An 18,312-nucleotide genomic window follows, 5' to 3' on the forward strand; every position below is an offset into this window, starting at 1 on the left:
GCCAGACCTACACACCCCCATACTGCTCGTCCGTCACATGCTCGAGCCAGTCCACCGCCTTTCCATCGAGCGCTTCCTGAATGGCGATATGGGTCATCCCCGTATCGGGCGCTGCCCCATGCCAGTGCTTTTCACCCGGCGGGAACCACACCACGTCGCCGGCGCGGATCTCGCGCAGTTCTCCGCCCCAGCTTTGGGCGAGGCCGCGGCCGGCGGTGACGATCAGGGTCTGGCCGAGCGGGTGGGTGTGCCAGGCGGTGCGCGCGCCGGGCTCGAAGGTCACGGTTGCGCCGCGTAGCCGTGCGGGTGACGGCGCCTCGAAGGCAGGGTCCAGGCGTACGGATCCGGTGAAGTATTCGGCGGGCCCGCGCGTCGAGGGTCTCGATCCGCACTCGAAGATTTCCATGATAGCCTCCTTTGAGGGCGCGCCGCCCGGCGCTTGATGCAGGGCGCAGGCAGCTTACCTCTTTTTGCGAAGCGGCTACAACCGGTGGATCGTCACGCCCGGGCAGGCGGTCCGCGCGATGTCGCACAGATGTTCGTGGTGCGTCAGATAGATCACCTGGCCGACTTCGGCCATTTCCGCCATCAGTTCGAAGGCGCGGCCGGCGCGGCCGTCGTCGAATGTCTCCATGATGTCGTCGGCGATGAAGGGCAGCGTTTCCCGCGTCGCGGCGACCTCGTGGTAGCCGGCGATCCTGAGTGCTAGATAGAGCTGGAAGCGCGTGCCCTTGGAAAGGTCGCGGGCGAGCTTCGATCCGCCGGCGGCGGTATTGGCGATGAGGAATTCCTGGCCCTTGTCGGCTTGCGTCGAGAGGCCGGAATATTCACCGCCGCTGATATGCGTGAAGGTCCTGGAGGCGCGCTGCATCATGGCGCTGCGATGGCGCTCGCGGAACAGCCGAAGCGCCTGTTCGGCGGCGATCACGCCCGCGCGCAGCCGGAGATAGCCGACCGCCTTGCTCTCGATATCGAGAAGAAGCGTGCGCCGCCTCTGGTCGAGCTCCGCCACCCGGTCGCCGCCCTCGATGGCGGCAAGCGCCCGCTCCCTGCTCCTGACATCGGCATGCAGCTCGCTGACCTCCTGGTCGGCGGCGTCGATCGCCTCCTCCAGCCGCGCAAGTTCCAAAGCGAGCTCCCGCTCGTGGAGGGCTGTAAGCAGCGCCTCCGCCTCGGCGGAGGTTGCGACGCTGAGCCGCGTGGCCAGATCGGTCTCCATTTCGAAGCATCTCTGCCGCAGCCGCTGCTCTTCACGGGTCGCTTCCAGGCAGGAGGCCGCCTCATCGAGGCTCCCGCAGCCGAAGAAGTCGAGAACTCTCTGACGGTTGGCGGCGTGGAGCTTTTCCTCCGCATACAGAGCATCGATGCTCTCCTGCATGCGTTCGATGTCGCCCTGGAGCCCCTGCCGGCGCTCCTCCTTCTGAAGTGCGGCGGCAACGCGGTCGCGTATCGCTGAAAAGAGCGCGAGCACATCGCCGGCCGGCCCCTCCCCCAATGTCGCGGCAAACCCCCTGACAGCCTCCGTGAAGGCCGCCTGGTCCCTGCCCATGCCCGCGATCCGATGGTCGAGTTCCCCCTTCTTCTGCATCAGCTTGTCGAGGTCCTGAAGGACGGCGAGCACCGGGCCGATTTCCTGCGGCAGAGGCCTCTCCACCTGCCGGGAAAGCCAGGTGCCGGCGAGTGCTTCCTCCCATTCCTCGCACCAGGATGCCATTGCAGCCTCCGCCGCCGCACATCCGGCCTGCCGCTTTTCGAGCGCCTCCGTGGCCCGTTCGACCTGCGAAACAGCGTTCCGATAAGCGGTGGACGCTGCCTGGGCGCGGGAGGCGACCCGTTCGGCTGCCGCGAGCAAGGCATCGAGGCGGTCCGGCAGAGCATCCGTCATCCCGAGCCGCGCCAGTTCCACCCGCAATTCGCCGACCGCCGCCTTCTCTTCGGCATCCGCCCTGTTGCGTTCCTTCAGGGCATTACGCAGCTCGGCACGCAGTTCAACAGCGGCGGCCCGGGTTCCAAGCCATGCCTCCAGTTGCGGAAGCGCCGTTGTGCCAGGCAGCCCGCAAGCATGCGCGGCCTCGCCTATCGTGGCGCTTCTCCTCTCGTGCTCCTCTTCGATGGCTTTTCTTTGCGCTTCGAGCGCCTGCAGACGGGCACCTCGTTCAGTGATCGCAAGCGCAAGGCTCCGTGTCTCGGCCACGCGGTCCGCCTGGGCAAGGCGACGCGCCGTGGCCGCGTCGTGCTCGTTCAGCGCCGCCTCGAACAGGGTCGCCGTCCGGTCGTCGAGGCTGGCTCGATGCTTTTGCCAGGCGCTATCGCGGCGCTGCCTCAGCGCGCAGGCGGTGGCGTCATCCACGGCGCCTCCATTGGCCGCAAGCGCGGCAAGGCGCGCTTTGTCGCCGGCCTGGCGCTCGCTTTCGTCGGCAATCCTGTCGCCGAGGCGCAGACGCCGTTCCGCCGCGGTAGCATCCTCTGCCCGCCATGCATCGACGAGGCCCGGAGCCGGGGCGGGAAGTGCGGCCAGATCGTCGATCGAGCCGGCGAAAGGCCGCAACGCGTCCAGCCTGTCGGAGAGTGCCATCTCCAGCCGCTCGATCTCTCTTGCCGACGCCTGCTGGCGCAGGAGGCAATCGCTCTGCCTGAGAAGATGCACGCGCTCGGCAAGCAAGGCAGGGTCGGCGGCCCCTTCCTTCAGTCGGGCGCTTTCGCGCTCGGCTTCGCTGCGGTTCGCCTCCGCCATCTCCAACTCTTCGCGCGCCGAGGCCAGCCTTTCCGACAGGCTGGCGTGCCGGCGCACCAGATCCTGAAGGCGGATGGCACGTGCGGTCGGCAGCAGGAGCGAGGCGACATCGGGGTTGCCCGCCTCGCCCAGCCGCAAGAGGCAGGCGTCGATTTCGGCTGCCGTCCGGGACAATTCTTCCAGACGAGAAGGCATGTCGCGCGCGGCCGTCAGATAACGCGCCTCGAGTGCGGCGTCACGCAGCGCCTCGAACCGTTCTGCCGCCGCAAGCGCCTGCTCGTCTCGCGGCAGCCCGGAAAGCTCTTCACGCCGACGTTTGAGTTCATCCTGCAACTGCCGGAGCTGCGCGGCGATTTCCGCATCACGCCGGCAAAGCAGCGGTAGTTCCTCCTGCCATTCCGCCGGAGGCACCGGCAAGGGAGGCTGCGCGGCGAGCTGCTGCCGCACACCCGTAAGCCGCGCAAGAAGCGGAAGCGCGTCGCGTTGCGCGCGTATCCGATCCCGGTCGGCGCGAAGCTCGTGGCGGAGCCTTGCCGCCGCCTCATGGCGTGCGCGCACGCCCGTGAGCGCCTTGCGGAGCGCGGCATATTCGCGCGCATTCACGTCGATCGCGTTCCGCTCCGCCTTGAGGGCATCGAACTCCGACTTCAATTCAGCAAGCTGGTGCTTGCGCGCCTGCGGGCGGAAAAAACGATCCGCATCGGCTCGAAGGTCCGTCAGGATGGCGGTGCTGTCCGGCAATCCGGAGCTCGCGGAAAACAGGAGCGAGCCCAGCTCTCCCTCGCTCTTGAGGATGGCTTCTCCGCCATGCTCTATGCTGTCGTCGTCGAGCGAGAACATCGTGCAGTAGGTCGCCCGGTCGATGGAGCCGAGAGCCGTGGAAAACAGGCCGTCGGGCAGCGGCTGCTCGTCGGGGCCGATCAGGCTGTTGGCGTTACGCTTGATACGATAGGCGTGATGCAGGCGGCTCCCGGCCTCCACGACGCCGCCGATCCGCATCGTCTGATACGGATGCAGAAAGCCATAGGGGCTCGAGCGCTCGATGCCGAAGATGAGGTCGAGGAAGCCGGCAAAGAGGGTCGACTTGCCGGCTTCGTTCGGGCCGTAGATGAGATGGAAATCCGGCTCACCCGGTTTCGCCTCGCCGAATTCGAGAGCCCGCTCGGTGAATTTTCCGTAGCGGACGAGGTCCAACCGGTGGAGCCGCATCAGTCGGCCGCTCCGGCTGCAGCACGGCCGTGCAGGTGTGCCAGTACATCCGCTCCACCGGCAAGCCCTGCATCCAGCGCCAACCGCTCCAGAGCCTCTTCGTCGCTCGCCAGCAAGGACCTGAGTTCGGGCGGCAATTGCTGCAGGAGTTCCTTGGCAATACCGTTCAGCTCGGTGCGAAAGCCGAAGGAAGGCAGAACGTCCTTTTCGATGAGCACCGCCAGTTCGCCGACGGGGTCGACGGCATTCTGCTCCGGCTTGACAGATGCGCGGCAGCTTAGCTCGACAGTCTCTATCCAGCATCCGCCTAGCCCCGCCGCGATATTGACGATCTCCCCCTCCAGGAGATCCGCATCCCGCCTGAGGCGCCATGCGAGTGGCGTGCTGCCCTTCAATGTCAAACGAAGGATCAGGTTGTCCGCTGCCACGGTCTTGCGAATATGGGCCAAAGCGCGGCTGACCGCGTCCAGCATATCGTGCCAGTCGGCAATTCCGCTGACGTCGACCGCAAAGCGCTCGAATGCGGCGGTGCTGATCGGCCTCTCATCCAGCGCAGCGGGCCCGTCCTCATCGAACGTCACGATCGTGACGCCCTTCATGCCTGCTTCGTTGATGTCGCGCCCCTGCGGCATGCCCGCCATGACGATGTAGGGCTTTTCGCAATGCACCTGCCGTTGATGGACATGGCCGAGCGCCCAATAGTCGAAACCGTGCCGCTGAAGGTCGGCGACGCTGCACGGGGCGTAGGGATCATGCGCGGCGGATCCGGAAAGGCTGGTATGCAGCATGCCGATATTGATGCCGCCCGCGACCGGCGGATGGAACTGCGGCAACAGGCTTTCAGGCGCATGCGGATCGGCAAAGCTCACGCCATGGATATGCACGGTGCGGCCATTCGCAAGCGTCTTGGCAAGAACCGTCCTGCTCCGGCCTGAAAAGACGTGCACCGAAGGCGGCAGGGCGAGTTCGCGCGTCACCTGTGACTGGGAATCGTGATTGCCGCGAATGATGAACGTCCGGATCCCGGCCTCATCGAGGCGTCGGAGCTCGCCTGCCAGAAAGAGAGCCGTATTCATCGACGTCTGGCTGCCGTCGTAGAGATCGCCGGCGATCAGAAGCGCGTCGACGCTTTCGGCGACGCAGAGATCGACGATCCGCACGAGCGCGCTGCGCGTAGCGCTTCGAACGAGGCCTGCAAGTTCGGAATTCCGAAGTGCGAGGCTGCGCAAGGGCGAATCGAGATGGAGGTCTGCGGTGTGAACAAATCGGAAAGGCATGACGGGCGGACCATGGCCCTGTGCCGCCGTGCTCGTCAATGCCCGCAGATCCCCACATCCACGCAATGCACAACCTGCTTGGAGCGCGCTGAGAAAAAGGACGTTTCCGCGTTCCTTTTAGGGCAACTCTTCGCTTCGCAAACAACGGCTCCACGGGCGAGAAGCGTTTCTTACTGCTCCCGGCCTTTCCTGAGTTTCAGGTGGTTTCGGTCGACAAATACCGCGATTGTGACTATCAATAAGATCACTGCCATTTCACATGGCCCCTCATAATATACTCATAAGGTCATGAAGAAGACATTCGAGGTTTCCGACAAGCTTTTCGAGCTCTACCATCGCGTTCATCGGCTGGTAAACGAGTCCATGACGGAGGAGGGCGTATCGCTTGCCCGAAGCAAGTTCCTGTTCTTCCTGAGCAAGCTCGGGCCCTGTCGGTCCACGGACATAGCCTGTGCGCTGAACTTCGCCCCGCGCACCGTGACCGAAGCGATCGACGGGCTGGAACGCGACCGTCTGGTCATGAGAAAACCCGACCCCGAGGACCGCCGCGCCAAGATCGTCTCCATCACCGAGACCGGCCGGGCCGTCCTTCAGGCAGCGGAACATCCGCGTAAACAGCTTATCGAAGAAATTTTTTCCGCGCTCGATGACGAGCAACTCGACCAGCTTTACGATATCGTCAGCAAACTCGTCGAGAAGACCGACGATATTCGCAAGCGCAAGGAAGAGGCGGAAGCTGCCGAGGTCGCCGGCGCCCACCAGTCTTGAGGCTACGAGGCTTGCGCCTCATCCGGCCTGCCGGCAGCTTCGCCCCGCTTGCGGGGAGAAGGTAGCCGACAGGCCGGATGACAGGCTGTCCTTGTTTCGCCTACATCGCGTCCATAACACCGATGGAGAAGAACAGGGTCTCGCCGGAGGAATCGTCGACGCCGTCATTATCGGTGACGACATAGCCGTTCCCCGCCGCGTCGACGGCGAAGCCTTCCACCTTGTCTGCGACATAGCCGTTCAGCGACTTCAGATCAGGGATCAGGTCGCGGACCTCTTCCTTCTTCAAAACTGGCAATGCGCCGCCCAGCGCCGCAGGCTTCATATCCGCAAGAGCCACGCGGTAGAGCTTTTTGAGCCTTGCCGCTTCGCCGATCAGATTGTCGCGTTCGAGAATATAGGCATAGTCGCCATGGACGGTGATTTCCGACAGGCCGACCCAGCCCTCGGCTGACTTGTCGAGCGGGTAACGCACAGCACCCCACTCTTTGCTCGACGGCTTATAGGAGACCAGCTTGACGGACCCTTTCTCGTCGTCCTTCCATTCGCGCTGCACCGCCATCCACAGAAGCTGGTCGTCACCCTCGCCCACAGCTGCTATGCCTTCGAAGCCGTAGCGGATCTCGTTGGAGCGCAGTTCTTCCGGCAGAGCGATCTCCTCCTTGATCTCCCCCTTCTTGTTCACGCGAAGCAGCGCATGGCTGTAAAGCTTGTCGCTGTTGCCTTCGGAAGCGAGCCAGAAGCCGCCCTCGCCGTCATTGGCGATGCCTTCGATGTCGAGCTTCTGGGCGGGTGCGCCATCGCGGGTGATCGGCAGGGCGCCTGTGATCAGCGCAGGCTTTTGCGTGGCGTCGATCGCAAAGATGGTCGGCTGGGACGAGAAGACGGAATCGCTGACCGCGTGCAGGAAACCCGGCTTGTCCGCCACGGCCGCGAGGCCGGAAAGCGCCCCGAAGCCTAGGGGCAACCCGCCCTGGTCCGCGGAACGTATCTGCGGATAGGCAGCCTCGCCTTCCTCGCGCTCGTAGATCATGACATGCGCCCGCGCTCCACCGTCTTCGACCAGATCGACCTCGTTGGCGGTGGCGAAAAGATTGCGCCCGGGAATGGCGACTGCTCCCTCTGGCGAAATGCCGGAGGGCAGAAGCTGAAGGAGCTCCGGCTCGGCGCCGGTATCCTTGTATACGCCGACGACCGAGGCGCGCTCGGAAAGAACGAAGAACAGCTTGTCTTCGCCGTATTGCGCCACTTCCAGCCCCTCCGGTTCGACGCCTTTCGCCGACGAGCGCTTCTCGGGATAATGGCCTATCGATGCAATGGCCCGTTCGAAGCTAGCGCCGGATTCGTAGACAACTTTGCCCGTGGTGTCGAAGATGGTGAAGCCGCGGCTCCCGCCTTCGTAGTCGCCCTCGTTGGCGACGACCAGGCGATCGTCGTCGAGCCATTTGACGGCGTCAGGCTCGCGCTTGCGGCCGGCCTGATCGCCGGCGAACGCGATGGCGCCGTCGCGCCTGGTGTCGATACCTGCGAGATCGACCGTGCCCGCCGGGAAATGCGTCTTCACCGTTGCCGACTTGCCGTCGATGATGACGACGTGGTTGTTCTCCTGCAGGGTGAGCGCAATCTCGTCCTTGCCGTTGAAGGCCACGAATTCCGGCTCGGGATCTTCGCCAGCGGCCTCTGCGAGACCGGTCAATGTCACGTGCTTGATGGTCGCGCAATCGGCGGCGCCATCCTTCAGCGACAGGATGACGAGATCGCCCGCGGGCATCTGCGGGATCTGCCCGTCATTGACCTCCTCGTCGCGCTCGTTCTCGATCGCGATTGCAGCAAGCGTTCGATCCCCGTTCACAGCCACCGAGTCCGGCTGGCCACCGAGATCGCATGTCGCGTCCACCTTTCTCCCGGCGACATCGACCACGGCAACGAGACCGGAGGGCTTGGTGAAGCTTTCGCTCGTGTTGACGGCAACGAGCGCCTTGGCACCGGCAATCGCGACCGAGGTCGGCTCACCTTCGAAAGAGACGATACCGCCCGCCTTGGGCGTCCTGGGATCGGTGATGTCGATGAAACCGATGCGTTTGCCGGGACTGTCGGAATAGATCAGCGTATTGCTGTCTTCGCTCGCGGTGATGATTTCTGCCGAAGTAGGCGCCGTCCGCCCGGCCCCCCCAGGCAAATTCTCAGCCACCGCAAAGGATGCGATGCGGTTGAAGACCTGTTCTGCCTGAACGGCGGTCGCCGTCGATGCGGCAAGTGCGGCAGCCAATGTTGTGGTGATGGAAAATGCTTTCATCTGTCCCTCCTTGTCGCGGCACGCCATCGCGTTTCTGCGAGACGCTCGCATCCGAGATCATCGGACGGAAGGCTTTTGCAACTGTCCTGTAACAGCTGGATGACAGTGGAGCTTGAGATGAAAAGAGGCCCGGGACAACCGGGCCTCAATCTACCTGCCTACGAGCGCCGCCGATGGCGAAGGCCGCGACAGACGGAACATGAACTAATCGCAGACGGCAGTTGCCGCCGCTTAAATCGTTCTATCAGTTGACGGCGTCCTTGAGGCCCTTGCCGGCCGTGAACTTCGGCACGTTGCGTGCCGGAATGTCAACTTCCGCACCCGTCGACGGGTTGCGGCCCTTGCTAGCCTCGCGGCGCGATACGGAGAAATTGCCGAAGCCAACGAGGCGGATGTCGCCGCCGTTCTTCAGTTCGCCCTGAATGGTCTCAAAAACTGCATCAACGGCAGAAGACGCATCTGCCTTCGAGAGTCCGGCCTTGTCGGCTACGGCAGCCACGAGCTCATTTTTGTTCATGTTTCCACCCCTTTCATGCTGGTTCGAAACGACTGTCTTTCTAAGGCGGGGCAGCTTGAGCATTGCCCACGTCTTGCCATTCCCAATTGCGCCTAATCCCTTGGAATGCAAGGGTTGCAGCGTGCTTTTACAACAAAAAAGACCGGCGAAGCGCCGGTCTTCCTTGTTTTTCTGGGCAAAGGGCGCAAGCGGGACACACTTGCCGCCCCATTCGCGCTCCGTCAGTGGGCAATCGAAGTGCCCGCTTCGTCCTGCGAATCGACGGACGGCAGAGCGGCTGGCTGGCTGGCCGGATCCCATTCAATGGGCTCCGGAAGCCGCAGCAAGGCATGCGCGATCACCTCGCCCATCCGCGAAACGGGGATGATTTCGAGGCTGTTCTTGACGTTGTCGGGGATGTCGGCGAGGTCCTTGGCATTCTCCTCGGGGATCAGCACCTTCTTGATGCCGCCGCGCAGAGCCGCAAGCAACTTCTCCTTCAGGCCGCCGATCGGCAGGACACGGCCACGCAGGGTGATTTCGCCCGTCATCGCCACATCCTTGGAGATCGGGATGCCGGTCATCACCGACACGATCGCCGTCGCCATGGCAACACCGGCGGACGGACCGTCCTTCGGGGTTGCGCCCTCGGGTACGTGGACGTGAATGTCGCGCTTGTCGAACAGCGGCGGCTCGATGCCGAAATCGATCGCGCGCGAGCGGACATAGGATGCCGCTGCCGAAATGGATTCCTTCATCACGTCACGCAGGTTGCCGGTCACCGTCATGCGGCCCTTGCCGGGCATCATCACGCCCTCGATCGTCAGCAGTTCGCCGCCGACCTCGGTCCAGGCGAGACCGGTGACCACCCCGACCTGATCGTCGCGTTCGGCTTCACCATGGCGGAAGCGCGGTACGCCGAGATAGTCGTTGATGTTCTCGGCCGAGACTTCGACCTTTTTGGTCTTGCCCTTGAGGATTTCCGTCACCGCCTTGCGCGCAAGCTTCATCAGCTCGCGCTCGAAGTTGCGCACGCCCGCCTCTCGCGTGTAGTTCTGGATGATCGCGGTCAGAGCGCCATCCGTTACGGAGAACTCGTTCGTCTGGAGCGCATGGTCCCGGATCGCCTTCGGCAGCAGGTGCCGCTTGGCAATCTCCAGCTTTTCCTCTTCGGTGTAGCCGGCGATGCGGATGACTTCCATACGGTCCATCAGCGGCGGCGGGATGTTGAGCGTGTTCGCCGTGGTGATGAACATCACGTTCGAGAGGTCATATTCAACCTCCAGATAGTGATCCATGAAGGTCGAGTTCTGTTCCGGATCGAGCACCTCCAAAAGCGCCGAAGACGGATCTCCCCGGAAGTCCTGGCCCATCTTGTCGATCTCGTCGAGCAGGAAGAGCGGGTTGGACTTCTTGGCCTTCTTCATCGACTGGACGACCTTACCCGGCATGGAGCCGATATAGGTCCGCCGGTGGCCGCGGATTTCGGCCTCGTCGCGAACACCGCCCAGTGCCATGCGGATATATTCACGCCCGGTCGCCTTCGCGATCGACTTCGCAAGCGAGGTCTTGCCGACGCCCGGAGGGCCCACGAGGCACAGGATCGGCCCCTTGATCTTGGACGAACGGGCCTGCACCGCCAGGTACTCGACGATGCGTTCCTTTACCTTGTCCAGACCGAAGTGATCGGTGTCGAGCACCTTTTCGGCGTGATTGAGGTCGGTCTTGATCTTCGACTTCTTGCCCCAGGGCAGGCCCAGCAGCCAGTCGAGATAGTTGCGGACGACAGTCGCTTCCGCCGACATCGGGCTCATCTGGCGCAGCTTCTTCAACTCCGCATCGGCCTTTTCACGGGCTTCCTTGGAGAGCTTCGTCTTGGAGATGCGCTCTTCGAGTTCGGCCATTTCGTCGCGGCCGTCCTCGCTATCGCCGAGTTCCTTCTGAATGGCCTTCATCTGCTCATTCAGGTAGTACTCACGCTGCGTCTTCTCCATCTGGCGCTTGACGCGCGAACGGATACGCTTTTCGACCTGAAGAACCGAAATCTCTCCTTCCATGAAGCCGAGCGCCTTTTCGAGGCGCATCTTCACGCTCGTCGTCTCCAGCATTTCCTGCTTTTCGACGATCTTGATGGAAAGATGGGACGCAACGGTATCGGCAAGCTTCGAATAGTCTTCGATCTGGCTTGCAACTCCGACCACTTCCGGCGAAATCTTCTTGTTGAGCTTTACATAGCTCTCGAATTCGGAAACGACCGAGCGGCTCAGCGCCTCGATCTCAACCGGGTCCTCGTCCGGTTCGGGCAGTGCATGAGCCATTGCCTCGTAAAAATCGTCGCGCGGCGTATAGCGCTCGATCTCGGCACGCGAACGGCCTTCGACCAGAACCTTGACGGTTCCGTCGGGAAGCTTCAGGAGCTGCAGCACATTGGCGATGGTGCCGACTTTGTAAATGGCGGAGGGTTCCGGATCGTCGTCCGTAGCGTTGATCTGGGTCACGAGCATGATCTGCTTGTCGGTACCCATGACCTCTTCGAGTGCACGGATCGACTTCTCCCGGCCGACGAAGAGCGGCACGATCATGTGGGGGAAGACCACGATGTCACGCAGCGGCAGAACCGGATAGGTCGCGCTTTCAGTCGCCGGAGACGTTTTGTTCGTCATTTCATTTCCTTTCCGTCCCGATTTTCGGGCCCGTATCCGGGAGCCTCTACGGCACTCCCGGCTGTCACATTTCGTACATGAAAGTGGAGTGCAAGAGAGGCCTTTTCAAGGTACGGCGCAAACCCCGCCTGCATCGATAATCCCCGACATTAAGCGCGGACGCTGTTGCAGACCTTACCACCCAGCGAACCTCGCGGGAGGCAGGCGCGCATCCATTGAATCGTCGCATCATCGCGTTGTTGCGGCACTTTAGCAACAATCGATTGGTGCGATCACCATGATTTTGAACTGATTCCACCGGGGTAGCGGTGCTGAACGGCGTCCGCGGGACCTGTCTGCGAGTTGCCCGGGTCCCCACGCGTCAGCCGGCGCGATGACAAAGGCAATCCCATGAAAAAGCCCGCACATGGCGGGCTCTTCAAACAATCGTGAGTGGCTCGGCTCAGGCCGAAACGTTGGTCTTCTCCTCGGAGCGCTCCGAGTAGATATAGAGCGGTCGCGCCGTCCCCTTTACGACTTCCTCCGAAATCACGACCTCGCGAACGCCTTCCAGCGTCGGCAGCTCGAACATGGTGTCGAGCAGGATCTTCTCCATGATCGAACGCAGACCGCGTGCGCCGGTCTTGCGGACGATCGCCCTCCGGGCGATCTCGCGCAGCGCGTCTTCGTGGAAGTTCAGCTCGACGTCTTCCATTTCGAAGAGCCGCTGATACTGCTTGACCAAGGCGTTCTTCGGCTCCGACAGGATCTGGATCAGCGCATCTTCGTCGAGGTCTTCGAGCGTCGCCAGAACCGGCAACCTTCCGATGAACTCGGGTATCAGGCCGAATTTTACCAGATCCTCCGGCTCGAGCTCGCGCAGCACCTCGCCGACCCGGCGGTCTTCCGGAGCGCGCACGGTTGCGCCGAAGCCGATCGACGTCTTTTCGCCGCGAGCGGAAATGATCTTGTCGAGGCCCGCAAAAGCGCCACCACAAATGAAGAGGATATTCGTCGTATCCACCTGCAGGAATTCCTGCTGCGGGTGCTTGCGGCCGCCCTGAGGCGGCACCGAAGCGACGGTCCCTTCCATGATCTTCAGAAGCGCCTGCTGCACGCCCTCGCCCGAGACGTCCCGCGTGATCGACGGGTTGTCGGATTTACGGGAAATCTTGTCGACTTCGTCGATATAGACGATGCCGCGCTGAGCGCGCTCGACGTTATAATCGGCGGCTTGCAGAAGCTTCAGGATGATGTTTTCGACATCTTCACCGACGTAACCGGCTTCCGTCAGGGTCGTCGCGTCGGCCATCGTGAAGGGAACGTCGATGATGCGGGCGAGGGTCTGCGCAAGGTAAGTCTTGCCGCAACCGGTGGGCCCGACGAGCATGATGTTCGACTTCGCCAATTCTACGTCACTGCTCTTTGCCGCATGGGCAAGGCGCTTGTAGTGGTTGTGCACCGCGACCGACAGGATGCGCTTTGCCTGCTGCTGCCCGATGACGTATTCGTCGAGGACCTTGATGATCTCCTGCGGCGTCGGAACGCCGTCGCGAGATTTGACCATCGAGGTCTTGTTCTCTTCGCGGATGATGTCCATGCAGAGTTCGACGCATTCATCGCAGATGAACACGGTCGGTCCGGCAATCAGCTTGCGGACTTCATGCTGGCTCTTGCCGCAAAACGAACAATAGAGGGTATTCTTCGAGTCACCGCCGTTGCTACCGCTGACCTTGCTCATTTCCACTTCCTTCCAGCACGCCGGACACCTTCGGAAAGATATCGCGGACACTCAGTTCGCCTTGCACGTCGGCTCCAGGCGCCGCCCAAGGTTCTCGGGAGTACTCACCGTCCGGGCGGAGGCCCGATCACCGGTTGCAACGACTCTCCCATTCAAAATCCAGATGCTATGCTCCTTGTTCCAACATAGCGTTAAGGATTCATATTAACGGCTTTACCCCTCGGATAAAGCCCCTTCGCCATTACAAATGTGTCACAATTACATCTGTGGCGACACAAAAGCCCGTGTTCGGGCTATTCCATGCCCTCGACCGCATCGCGCGACGTGATCACCTTGTCGATCAGACCCCAGTCGAGCGCTTCATCCGAACTCATGAAGTGATCGCGATCAAGCGTCTGCTCCACCTCCTCATAGGTGCGGCCGCAATGCTTGACGTAAACCTCGTTCAACCGGCGCTTCATCTTGAGAATGTCGCGTGCATGCCGCTCGATGTCGGAGGCCTGCCCCTGGAACCCGCCGGAAGGCTGGTGCACCATGATGCGGGAATTCGGCGTTGCGAAGCGCATGTCCTTGTGTCCGGCCGCGAGCAGCAGCGAACCCATGGATGCCGCCTGACCGATGCAGAGCGTCGAAACTGCAGGCTTAATGAACTGCATCGTGTCGTAGATCGCCATGCCGGCCGTCACGACCCCGCCGGGCGAGTTGATGTAGAGTGCGATTTCCTTTTTCGGATTTTCCGCCTCGAGGAACAGCAACTGCGCGCAGACAAGCGTCGCCATGTGATCTTCGACCGGACCCGTGAGAAAGATGATGCGCTCCTTCAGCAGCCGCGAATAGATATCGTAGGATCGCTCACCGCGATTGGTCTGCTCAACAACCATCGGCACCAGCGCCATGGCCGTATCAACTGGATTTCTCATATCGAACCTTCATCAATCGGGACCGCATCCCTGCGCGGACCGGAATCATCGGAAAAGCCTCAGACCTTACATAGAGTGTCAATGCCCTGCACTTCAAGTCGGGAACATTCGATAAACTGAATAGTCGCGCGTTCCCGGTCCAGAGCTTTTCATCGGCACTGCGGTTGGCTGGTAGAACATTTTTCCAATTCTTCCTGCCGTTAAGCATGGGCTACCGGCCTTCCTCACAGACATTCGCAAAATGACGGTGAGCGATCCGTAAATTTCGTCGATCAAAGCTGCGACTCCAAGGGCAGAAAACGGATCGCGCCGGCGATCAGCCTTCGGAAAAGGCCCGCATCCGGCTCACGCCGCAACAGCCTGAGCGCGCCGTTCGTCCGGTCTTGCCAGGCGAGCCGGCCGTCTTTCAGCATCAGGCGATAGCTTCTCTCCGGCGCCGTCTCCTCCTCGAATATCGATTGGATCTCGGAGGCGAGCGCCTCATCGGAAAAGACGATCCCCATCTCGGTGTTGAGCGACGCGGACCGCGGATCGAAATTCATGGAACCCACATAACCGCAGACGCCGTCGACGACGAAAGCCTTGGTGTGCAGGCTGGCGTTCCGCGCCCCGAACAGCGACATACGATGACGATCGAAGAAGTCCCCCCGTTCCTTGAGCTCGTACAGCTCCACTTTCCCTTCCAGCAGCCACTTGCGGTATTTCACGTAACCGCCATGTACCGCTGCGACATCCGTTGCCGCGAGCGAGTTCGTCAGCACTGCCACCTTCGCACCCTTCCCCGCGAGCAGCGCCAGAACACGCGTTCCCGCAACGCCAGGAATGAAATAGGGGGAGATGATCCGCAAATCGCGCTTCGCGCCTTTGATCAGCGGGAAAAGTTCGCGCAGCAACCAGTTCTGCCGCTTCTGCATCAGCGCCTTTTCCGGCGGATCGAACGCCAAGCGCAGATTCGCGCTTCGGTAGAGGGTGCGGCTGCCCCAGTAGGCCCCCGGCCCCGCGGCGGCTGCATCCTGAACCTTTTCCAGGTAAAAGCGCCCGGCGGCCGTGCGCGCCAACTGGTCCAGCGCTTCTCTCAGCGCCGGAAGGAAATGCTTACGCGGCGTTCTCAGCGCCGCAATCGGCAGCACCGACGGACTGTTCCAGTAAAGGTCGAACATGGCCGTCGCCTGATCGACGACCGGACCGGCCATCCAGACATCGAGGTCTCGGAAGTTCGCCAGTTCGGCCGCGTCGAAATAGGCGTCGCCGATATTGCGTCCCCCGGAAATCGCCAGCCGGCCGTCGGCAATCCACAGCTTGTTGTGCATCCGGCGTGTCGCACTGAAGGCACGTATCGCCAATTCGAACCCGCGACGGAAGCGATCCGTTCGGGCCCGACTCGGATTAAACAGGCGCACGTCGACATTGGGATGGGCATCGAGCGAAATGCAGAGACGGTCGTGGATGCCTGCATTGACGTCGTCGAGCAGCAGGCGGACGCGGACACCGCGATCGGCCGCCCGGATGACCTCGCGCGTCAGAAGAAATCCTGTCAGGTCGTCCTTCCAGTAATAATATTGCAGATCGAGGCTGCGCCCTGCCCGGCGCGCCGAAAGCGCCCGCGCCACGAAAGCTTCGATGTTGTCGGAAATGAGCGCGACCGCGTTCTCGCCGGATCGGGCGGCCTCCAATAACGGAGCTAATTGCTTGTCGATACCGGTCTCGTCCCCTTCCACGGGAAGCGCGAAGGTTGGATCGATACTTGGTCGGCGGCCAAACCAGCCATACACGTAAAGAACGCCAGCAAGCAGGAGTCCAAAGAGCGCCGCAAGAGAAAGTGCAATCCACGACATCAGACGCTGCCCTGCCGCATGAAGCTAAGCACTCCCCATCGCAGAACCGCCACGCCTATGTATCAAGCGCGCTAAGACACCCTTCTCGGCATGGAAAAGGTCCCTCACCGCTTACCCTGCCCCGCATCAGCCAATCGGGCCTCGTCTCCGTCGGCATCGTCCTTCTGGGCAGCCTTGAGGTCGATCGACGCCTTGACGGGCAGATGGTCCGAAGCCACGCGCGCCAAGGGCGAGTCGTGCACCTCCACGGAGGTCACAAGGTGATGCGGATTGCCGAGCACCCGGTCGAGCGGCAGCAGCGGAAAGCGCGAAGGAAAACTGGCGACGGCTGCATGTGAAGGGTCGAACATCGGACTGAGGAACGAGAGGGACGAGCGCTTGCCCATGCGCCATTCGTTCAGGTCCCCGATCAGTAGCGTCGGCCGTCCCGCGCCGTCCGCGCTCGCCTTCAAGAGCATTTCCGCCTGGCGCGCCCGGGAATGGCGCAGCAAGCCGAGATGAGCAGCAATCACCCGCAACGGTCCCGCCTTCAGGTCGAGATCGACAACGAGAGCACCGCGCGGCTCGACGCCCGGCAGTTTCAACTGCCGCACGTGGGAGACGGCGCCCTCGCGGATCAGCAGGACGTTGCCGTGCCAGCCGTGCCCTTTCTCCGTGAATGGCGAAATCGGGACGGAAACGAGATGGGCTTCACGGCGAAGGTGCTCGAGGTCGAGGAGCCCCGCGCGTTCGCCGAAACGCTGGTCCGCCTCCTGAAGCGCGACGATGTCCGCACCGATCTCGGCGATGACCTGCGCAATTCGCGATGGATCGAAGCGCCCGTCCGTGCCGACACATTTGTGAATATTGTAGGAAGCGATGACGATGTCGCCGCGGTCTACGGCGGCATTGCGGTTGACGACCGTGGGCCGTCGCTTTCGAATCGCTGCCATGATGCCGGCGGATAGATTACCTTGCGCTTTTGCCATGCCGCTCCCTGCTTGTTGCCCCATCATGATCAAATAGGTCAAACCGTGCCACCGAAAAAGTATCTATCGCCGATGTTGTTCCTTCCGGCATCCAAGCACTTGCAGCAAGGACTACTGGCGCAATAGACATGCGGTTCGCTATCCGCTTGCAGCTTTCGAAGAGACGCTATCATGTCCACCGCCCCCGGCATCACCATCGACGGCCCCGTCCGGCGGGTCTCCCTCGACGTCCGCAACCCCGAGTTCTTCCGAAACCCGCTTCCGGCCTACGCAGCACTCCACGCGCACTGTCCGGCGTTTTTCTGGGAAGAGCCGCAGCAATGGTTCTTTGCGGGCTACGCGCAGGTGAACAGCCTCTTGCGCGACCGTCGCTTCGGTCGGCAGATCCTGCATGTTGCGACCCGGGAAGAACTCGGTATGCCGGAACCGCAACCGCATTTGAAGGACTTCGACGCCTTGGAGGCGCACTCGCTGCTCGAACTGGAACCTCCGACACATACGCGGCTGCGCACGCTCGTCAATCGCGCCTTCGTCTCCCGCCAGATCGAGCAGCTCAGACCCGACATCGAGGCACTCTCGCACAGGGTGATCGACGGCTTCGAGAAGAATGGTGCGGTCGAGCTGTTGAAGACCTATGCCGAGACGATCCCCGTGACCATTATCGCCCGCATGCTCGGCATTCCCGTGGAGGCGGCGCCGCGCCTTCTCGACTGGTCACATCGCATGGTCAAGATGTATGTCTTCAATCCCAGCCTGGAGACGGAGCTCGACGCAAACCAGGCTTCGGCGGAGTTCGCCGATTACCTGAAAGGGATCATCGACGAGAAGCGCGTGAAGCCCGCCGACGACCTGCTCACGCATATGATCACGGCTGAGAAAGACGGCGAGCGCCTGTCCGACGCGGAGCTGATCTCGACCACGGTCCTTCTTCTGAACGCGGGCCATGAGGCGACGGTCCATCAGATCGGTAATGCGGTGCGCACGATCCTGCAGTCCGGCCTGTCCCCCGCCGATCTCTTTTCGAACGAGGAAGCGACGGAGCGCACGGTGGAAGAGTGTCTGCGCTTTGCTGCCCCGCTGCATATATTTCAGCGTTATGCCCTTATGGATATGGAATTGGAAGACGGCATCGTCCTCAAGAAAGGGGAGAAGATCGGGCTCATGCTGGGGGCGGCAAACGTCGATCCGCGCAAATTCTCCGATCCCGACACCTTCAGGCCGAACCGAAATGAAGGCGCCAATGTCTCCTTCGGCGCCGGCCTTCATTTCTGCATCGGCGCGCCGCTGGCACGGCTGGAGCTCCAGATTTCGCTCCCGATCCTCTTTCAACGGCTTCCCGGGATGCGGCTCAAGAACGAGCCTCCGGTGAAAGATTCCTTCCACTTCCATGGCCTGGAGCGGCTCGATCTCGTCTGGTGAGCGGCAG

Annotated in this window: 12 protein-coding genes; 2 read left to right on the top strand and 10 right to left on the bottom strand. The window is 62.0% G+C overall.

Annotation, left to right across the window (positions count from 1 at the left end; translation table 11 throughout):
• Window positions 1–7 precede the first annotated feature (7 nt).
• The 3 genes from FB009_RS16985 to FB009_RS16995 form a co-directional block, all read right to left on the bottom strand.
• A complete protein-coding gene (locus FB009_RS16985) occupies window positions 8–406 on the bottom strand; it encodes a (R)-mandelonitrile lyase (RefSeq protein ID WP_011975073.1) in 399 nt (132 codons plus the stop codon).
• A 75-nt stretch (window positions 407–481) separates the two neighbouring features.
• On the bottom strand, window positions 482–3,943 hold the full coding sequence (locus FB009_RS16990) for an ATP-binding protein (protein WP_018208677.1): 3,462 nt from the start codon (window positions 3,941–3,943) through the stop codon (window positions 482–484).
• Window positions 3,943–5,220: a metallophosphoesterase family protein gene (locus FB009_RS16995; RefSeq protein WP_011975071.1), complete on the bottom strand. Its 1,278-nt coding sequence runs from the start codon at window positions 5,218–5,220 to the stop codon at window positions 3,943–3,945. The genes FB009_RS16990 and FB009_RS16995 overlap by 1 nt, the downstream gene beginning before the upstream one ends.
• A 288-nt stretch (window positions 5,221–5,508) precedes the next feature.
• On the opposite strand from FB009_RS16995, the gene FB009_RS17000 reads away from it, so the two are divergent.
• Window positions 5,509–5,988, top strand: a complete 480-nt coding sequence (locus FB009_RS17000) for a MarR family winged helix-turn-helix transcriptional regulator (protein ID WP_011975070.1) — start codon at window positions 5,509–5,511, stop codon at window positions 5,986–5,988.
• Window positions 5,989–6,088: 100 nt separating this feature from the next.
• Here the strand turns inward: FB009_RS17000 and FB009_RS17005 are convergent, their stop codons facing one another.
• The 7 genes from FB009_RS17005 to FB009_RS17035 form a co-directional block, all read right to left on the bottom strand.
• Window positions 6,089–8,284, bottom strand: a complete 2,196-nt coding sequence (locus FB009_RS17005) for an esterase-like activity of phytase family protein (protein ID WP_102045564.1) — start codon at window positions 8,282–8,284, stop codon at window positions 6,089–6,091.
• Between the two features lie 244 nt (window positions 8,285–8,528).
• Window positions 8,529–8,801, bottom strand: coding sequence for a DNA-binding protein HupB (hupB, locus tag FB009_RS17010; RefSeq protein ID WP_003531811.1), 273 nt, complete (start codon window positions 8,799–8,801; stop codon window positions 8,529–8,531).
• Window positions 8,802–9,022: 221 nt separating this feature from the next.
• Entirely contained in the window at window positions 9,023–11,443 is a 2,421-nt protein-coding gene (lon, locus tag FB009_RS17015; RefSeq protein ID WP_011975068.1) for an endopeptidase La, read from the bottom strand.
• A 442-nt stretch (window positions 11,444–11,885) separates the two neighbouring features.
• Window positions 11,886–13,163, bottom strand: a complete 1,278-nt coding sequence (gene clpX, locus FB009_RS17020) for an ATP-dependent Clp protease ATP-binding subunit ClpX (protein ID WP_011975067.1) — start codon at window positions 13,161–13,163, stop codon at window positions 11,886–11,888.
• Window positions 13,164–13,456: 293 nt separating this feature from the next.
• Window positions 13,457–14,083, bottom strand: a complete 627-nt coding sequence (gene clpP, locus FB009_RS17025; RefSeq protein WP_011975066.1) for an ATP-dependent Clp endopeptidase proteolytic subunit ClpP — start codon at window positions 14,081–14,083, stop codon at window positions 13,457–13,459.
• 272 nt (window positions 14,084–14,355) lie between these two features.
• Window positions 14,356–15,921, bottom strand: coding sequence for a phospholipase D family protein (locus FB009_RS17030; protein ID WP_024311657.1), 1,566 nt, complete (start codon window positions 15,919–15,921; stop codon window positions 14,356–14,358).
• 101 nt (window positions 15,922–16,022) lie between these two features.
• Complete coding sequence (locus tag FB009_RS17035; protein WP_011975064.1) at window positions 16,023–16,886, bottom strand: endonuclease/exonuclease/phosphatase family protein; 864 nt, start codon at window positions 16,884–16,886, stop codon at window positions 16,023–16,025.
• A gap of 171 nt (window positions 16,887–17,057) precedes the next feature.
• Here FB009_RS17035 and FB009_RS17040 point away from each other — a divergent pair, with 171 nt between their 5' ends.
• Window positions 17,058–18,305, top strand: a complete 1,248-nt coding sequence (locus tag FB009_RS17040) for a cytochrome P450 (protein WP_011975063.1) — start codon at window positions 17,058–17,060, stop codon at window positions 18,303–18,305.
• Window positions 18,306–18,312 lie beyond the last annotated feature (7 nt).

Origin of the sequence: Sinorhizobium medicae, assembly GCF_007827695.1 — a bacterium.
Taxonomy (GTDB): Bacteria; Pseudomonadota; Alphaproteobacteria; order Rhizobiales; family Rhizobiaceae; genus Sinorhizobium; species Sinorhizobium medicae.

Excerpts from the sequence above, each read along its gene's own strand:
- FB009_RS16985 (WP_011975073.1), bottom strand. The coding sequence starts at position 406 with ATGGAAATCTTCGAGTGCGGATCGAGACCCTCGACGCGCGGGCCCGCC.
- FB009_RS16990 (WP_018208677.1), bottom strand. The coding sequence starts at position 3,943 with ATGCGGCTCCACCGGTTGGACCTCGTCCGCTACGGAAAATTCACCGAG.
- FB009_RS16995 (WP_011975071.1), bottom strand. The coding sequence starts at position 5,220 with ATGCCTTTCCGATTTGTTCACACCGCAGACCTCCATCTCGATTCGCCC.
- FB009_RS17000 (WP_011975070.1), top strand. The coding sequence starts at position 5,509 with ATGAAGAAGACATTCGAGGTTTCCGACAAGCTTTTCGAGCTCTACCAT.
- FB009_RS17005 (WP_102045564.1), bottom strand. The coding sequence starts at position 8,284 with ATGAAAGCATTTTCCATCACCACAACATTGGCTGCCGCACTTGCCGCA.
- hupB (WP_003531811.1), bottom strand. The coding sequence starts at position 8,801 with ATGAACAAAAATGAGCTCGTGGCTGCCGTAGCCGACAAGGCCGGACTC.
- lon (WP_011975068.1), bottom strand. The coding sequence starts at position 11,443 with ATGACGAACAAAACGTCTCCGGCGACTGAAAGCGCGACCTATCCGGTT.
- clpX (WP_011975067.1), bottom strand. The coding sequence starts at position 13,163 with ATGAGCAAGGTCAGCGGTAGCAACGGCGGTGACTCGAAGAATACCCTC.
- clpP (WP_011975066.1), bottom strand. The coding sequence starts at position 14,083 with ATGAGAAATCCAGTTGATACGGCCATGGCGCTGGTGCCGATGGTTGTT.
- FB009_RS17035 (WP_011975064.1), bottom strand. The coding sequence starts at position 16,886 with ATGGCAAAAGCGCAAGGTAATCTATCCGCCGGCATCATGGCAGCGATT.
- FB009_RS17040 (WP_011975063.1), top strand. The coding sequence starts at position 17,058 with ATGTCCACCGCCCCCGGCATCACCATCGACGGCCCCGTCCGGCGGGTC.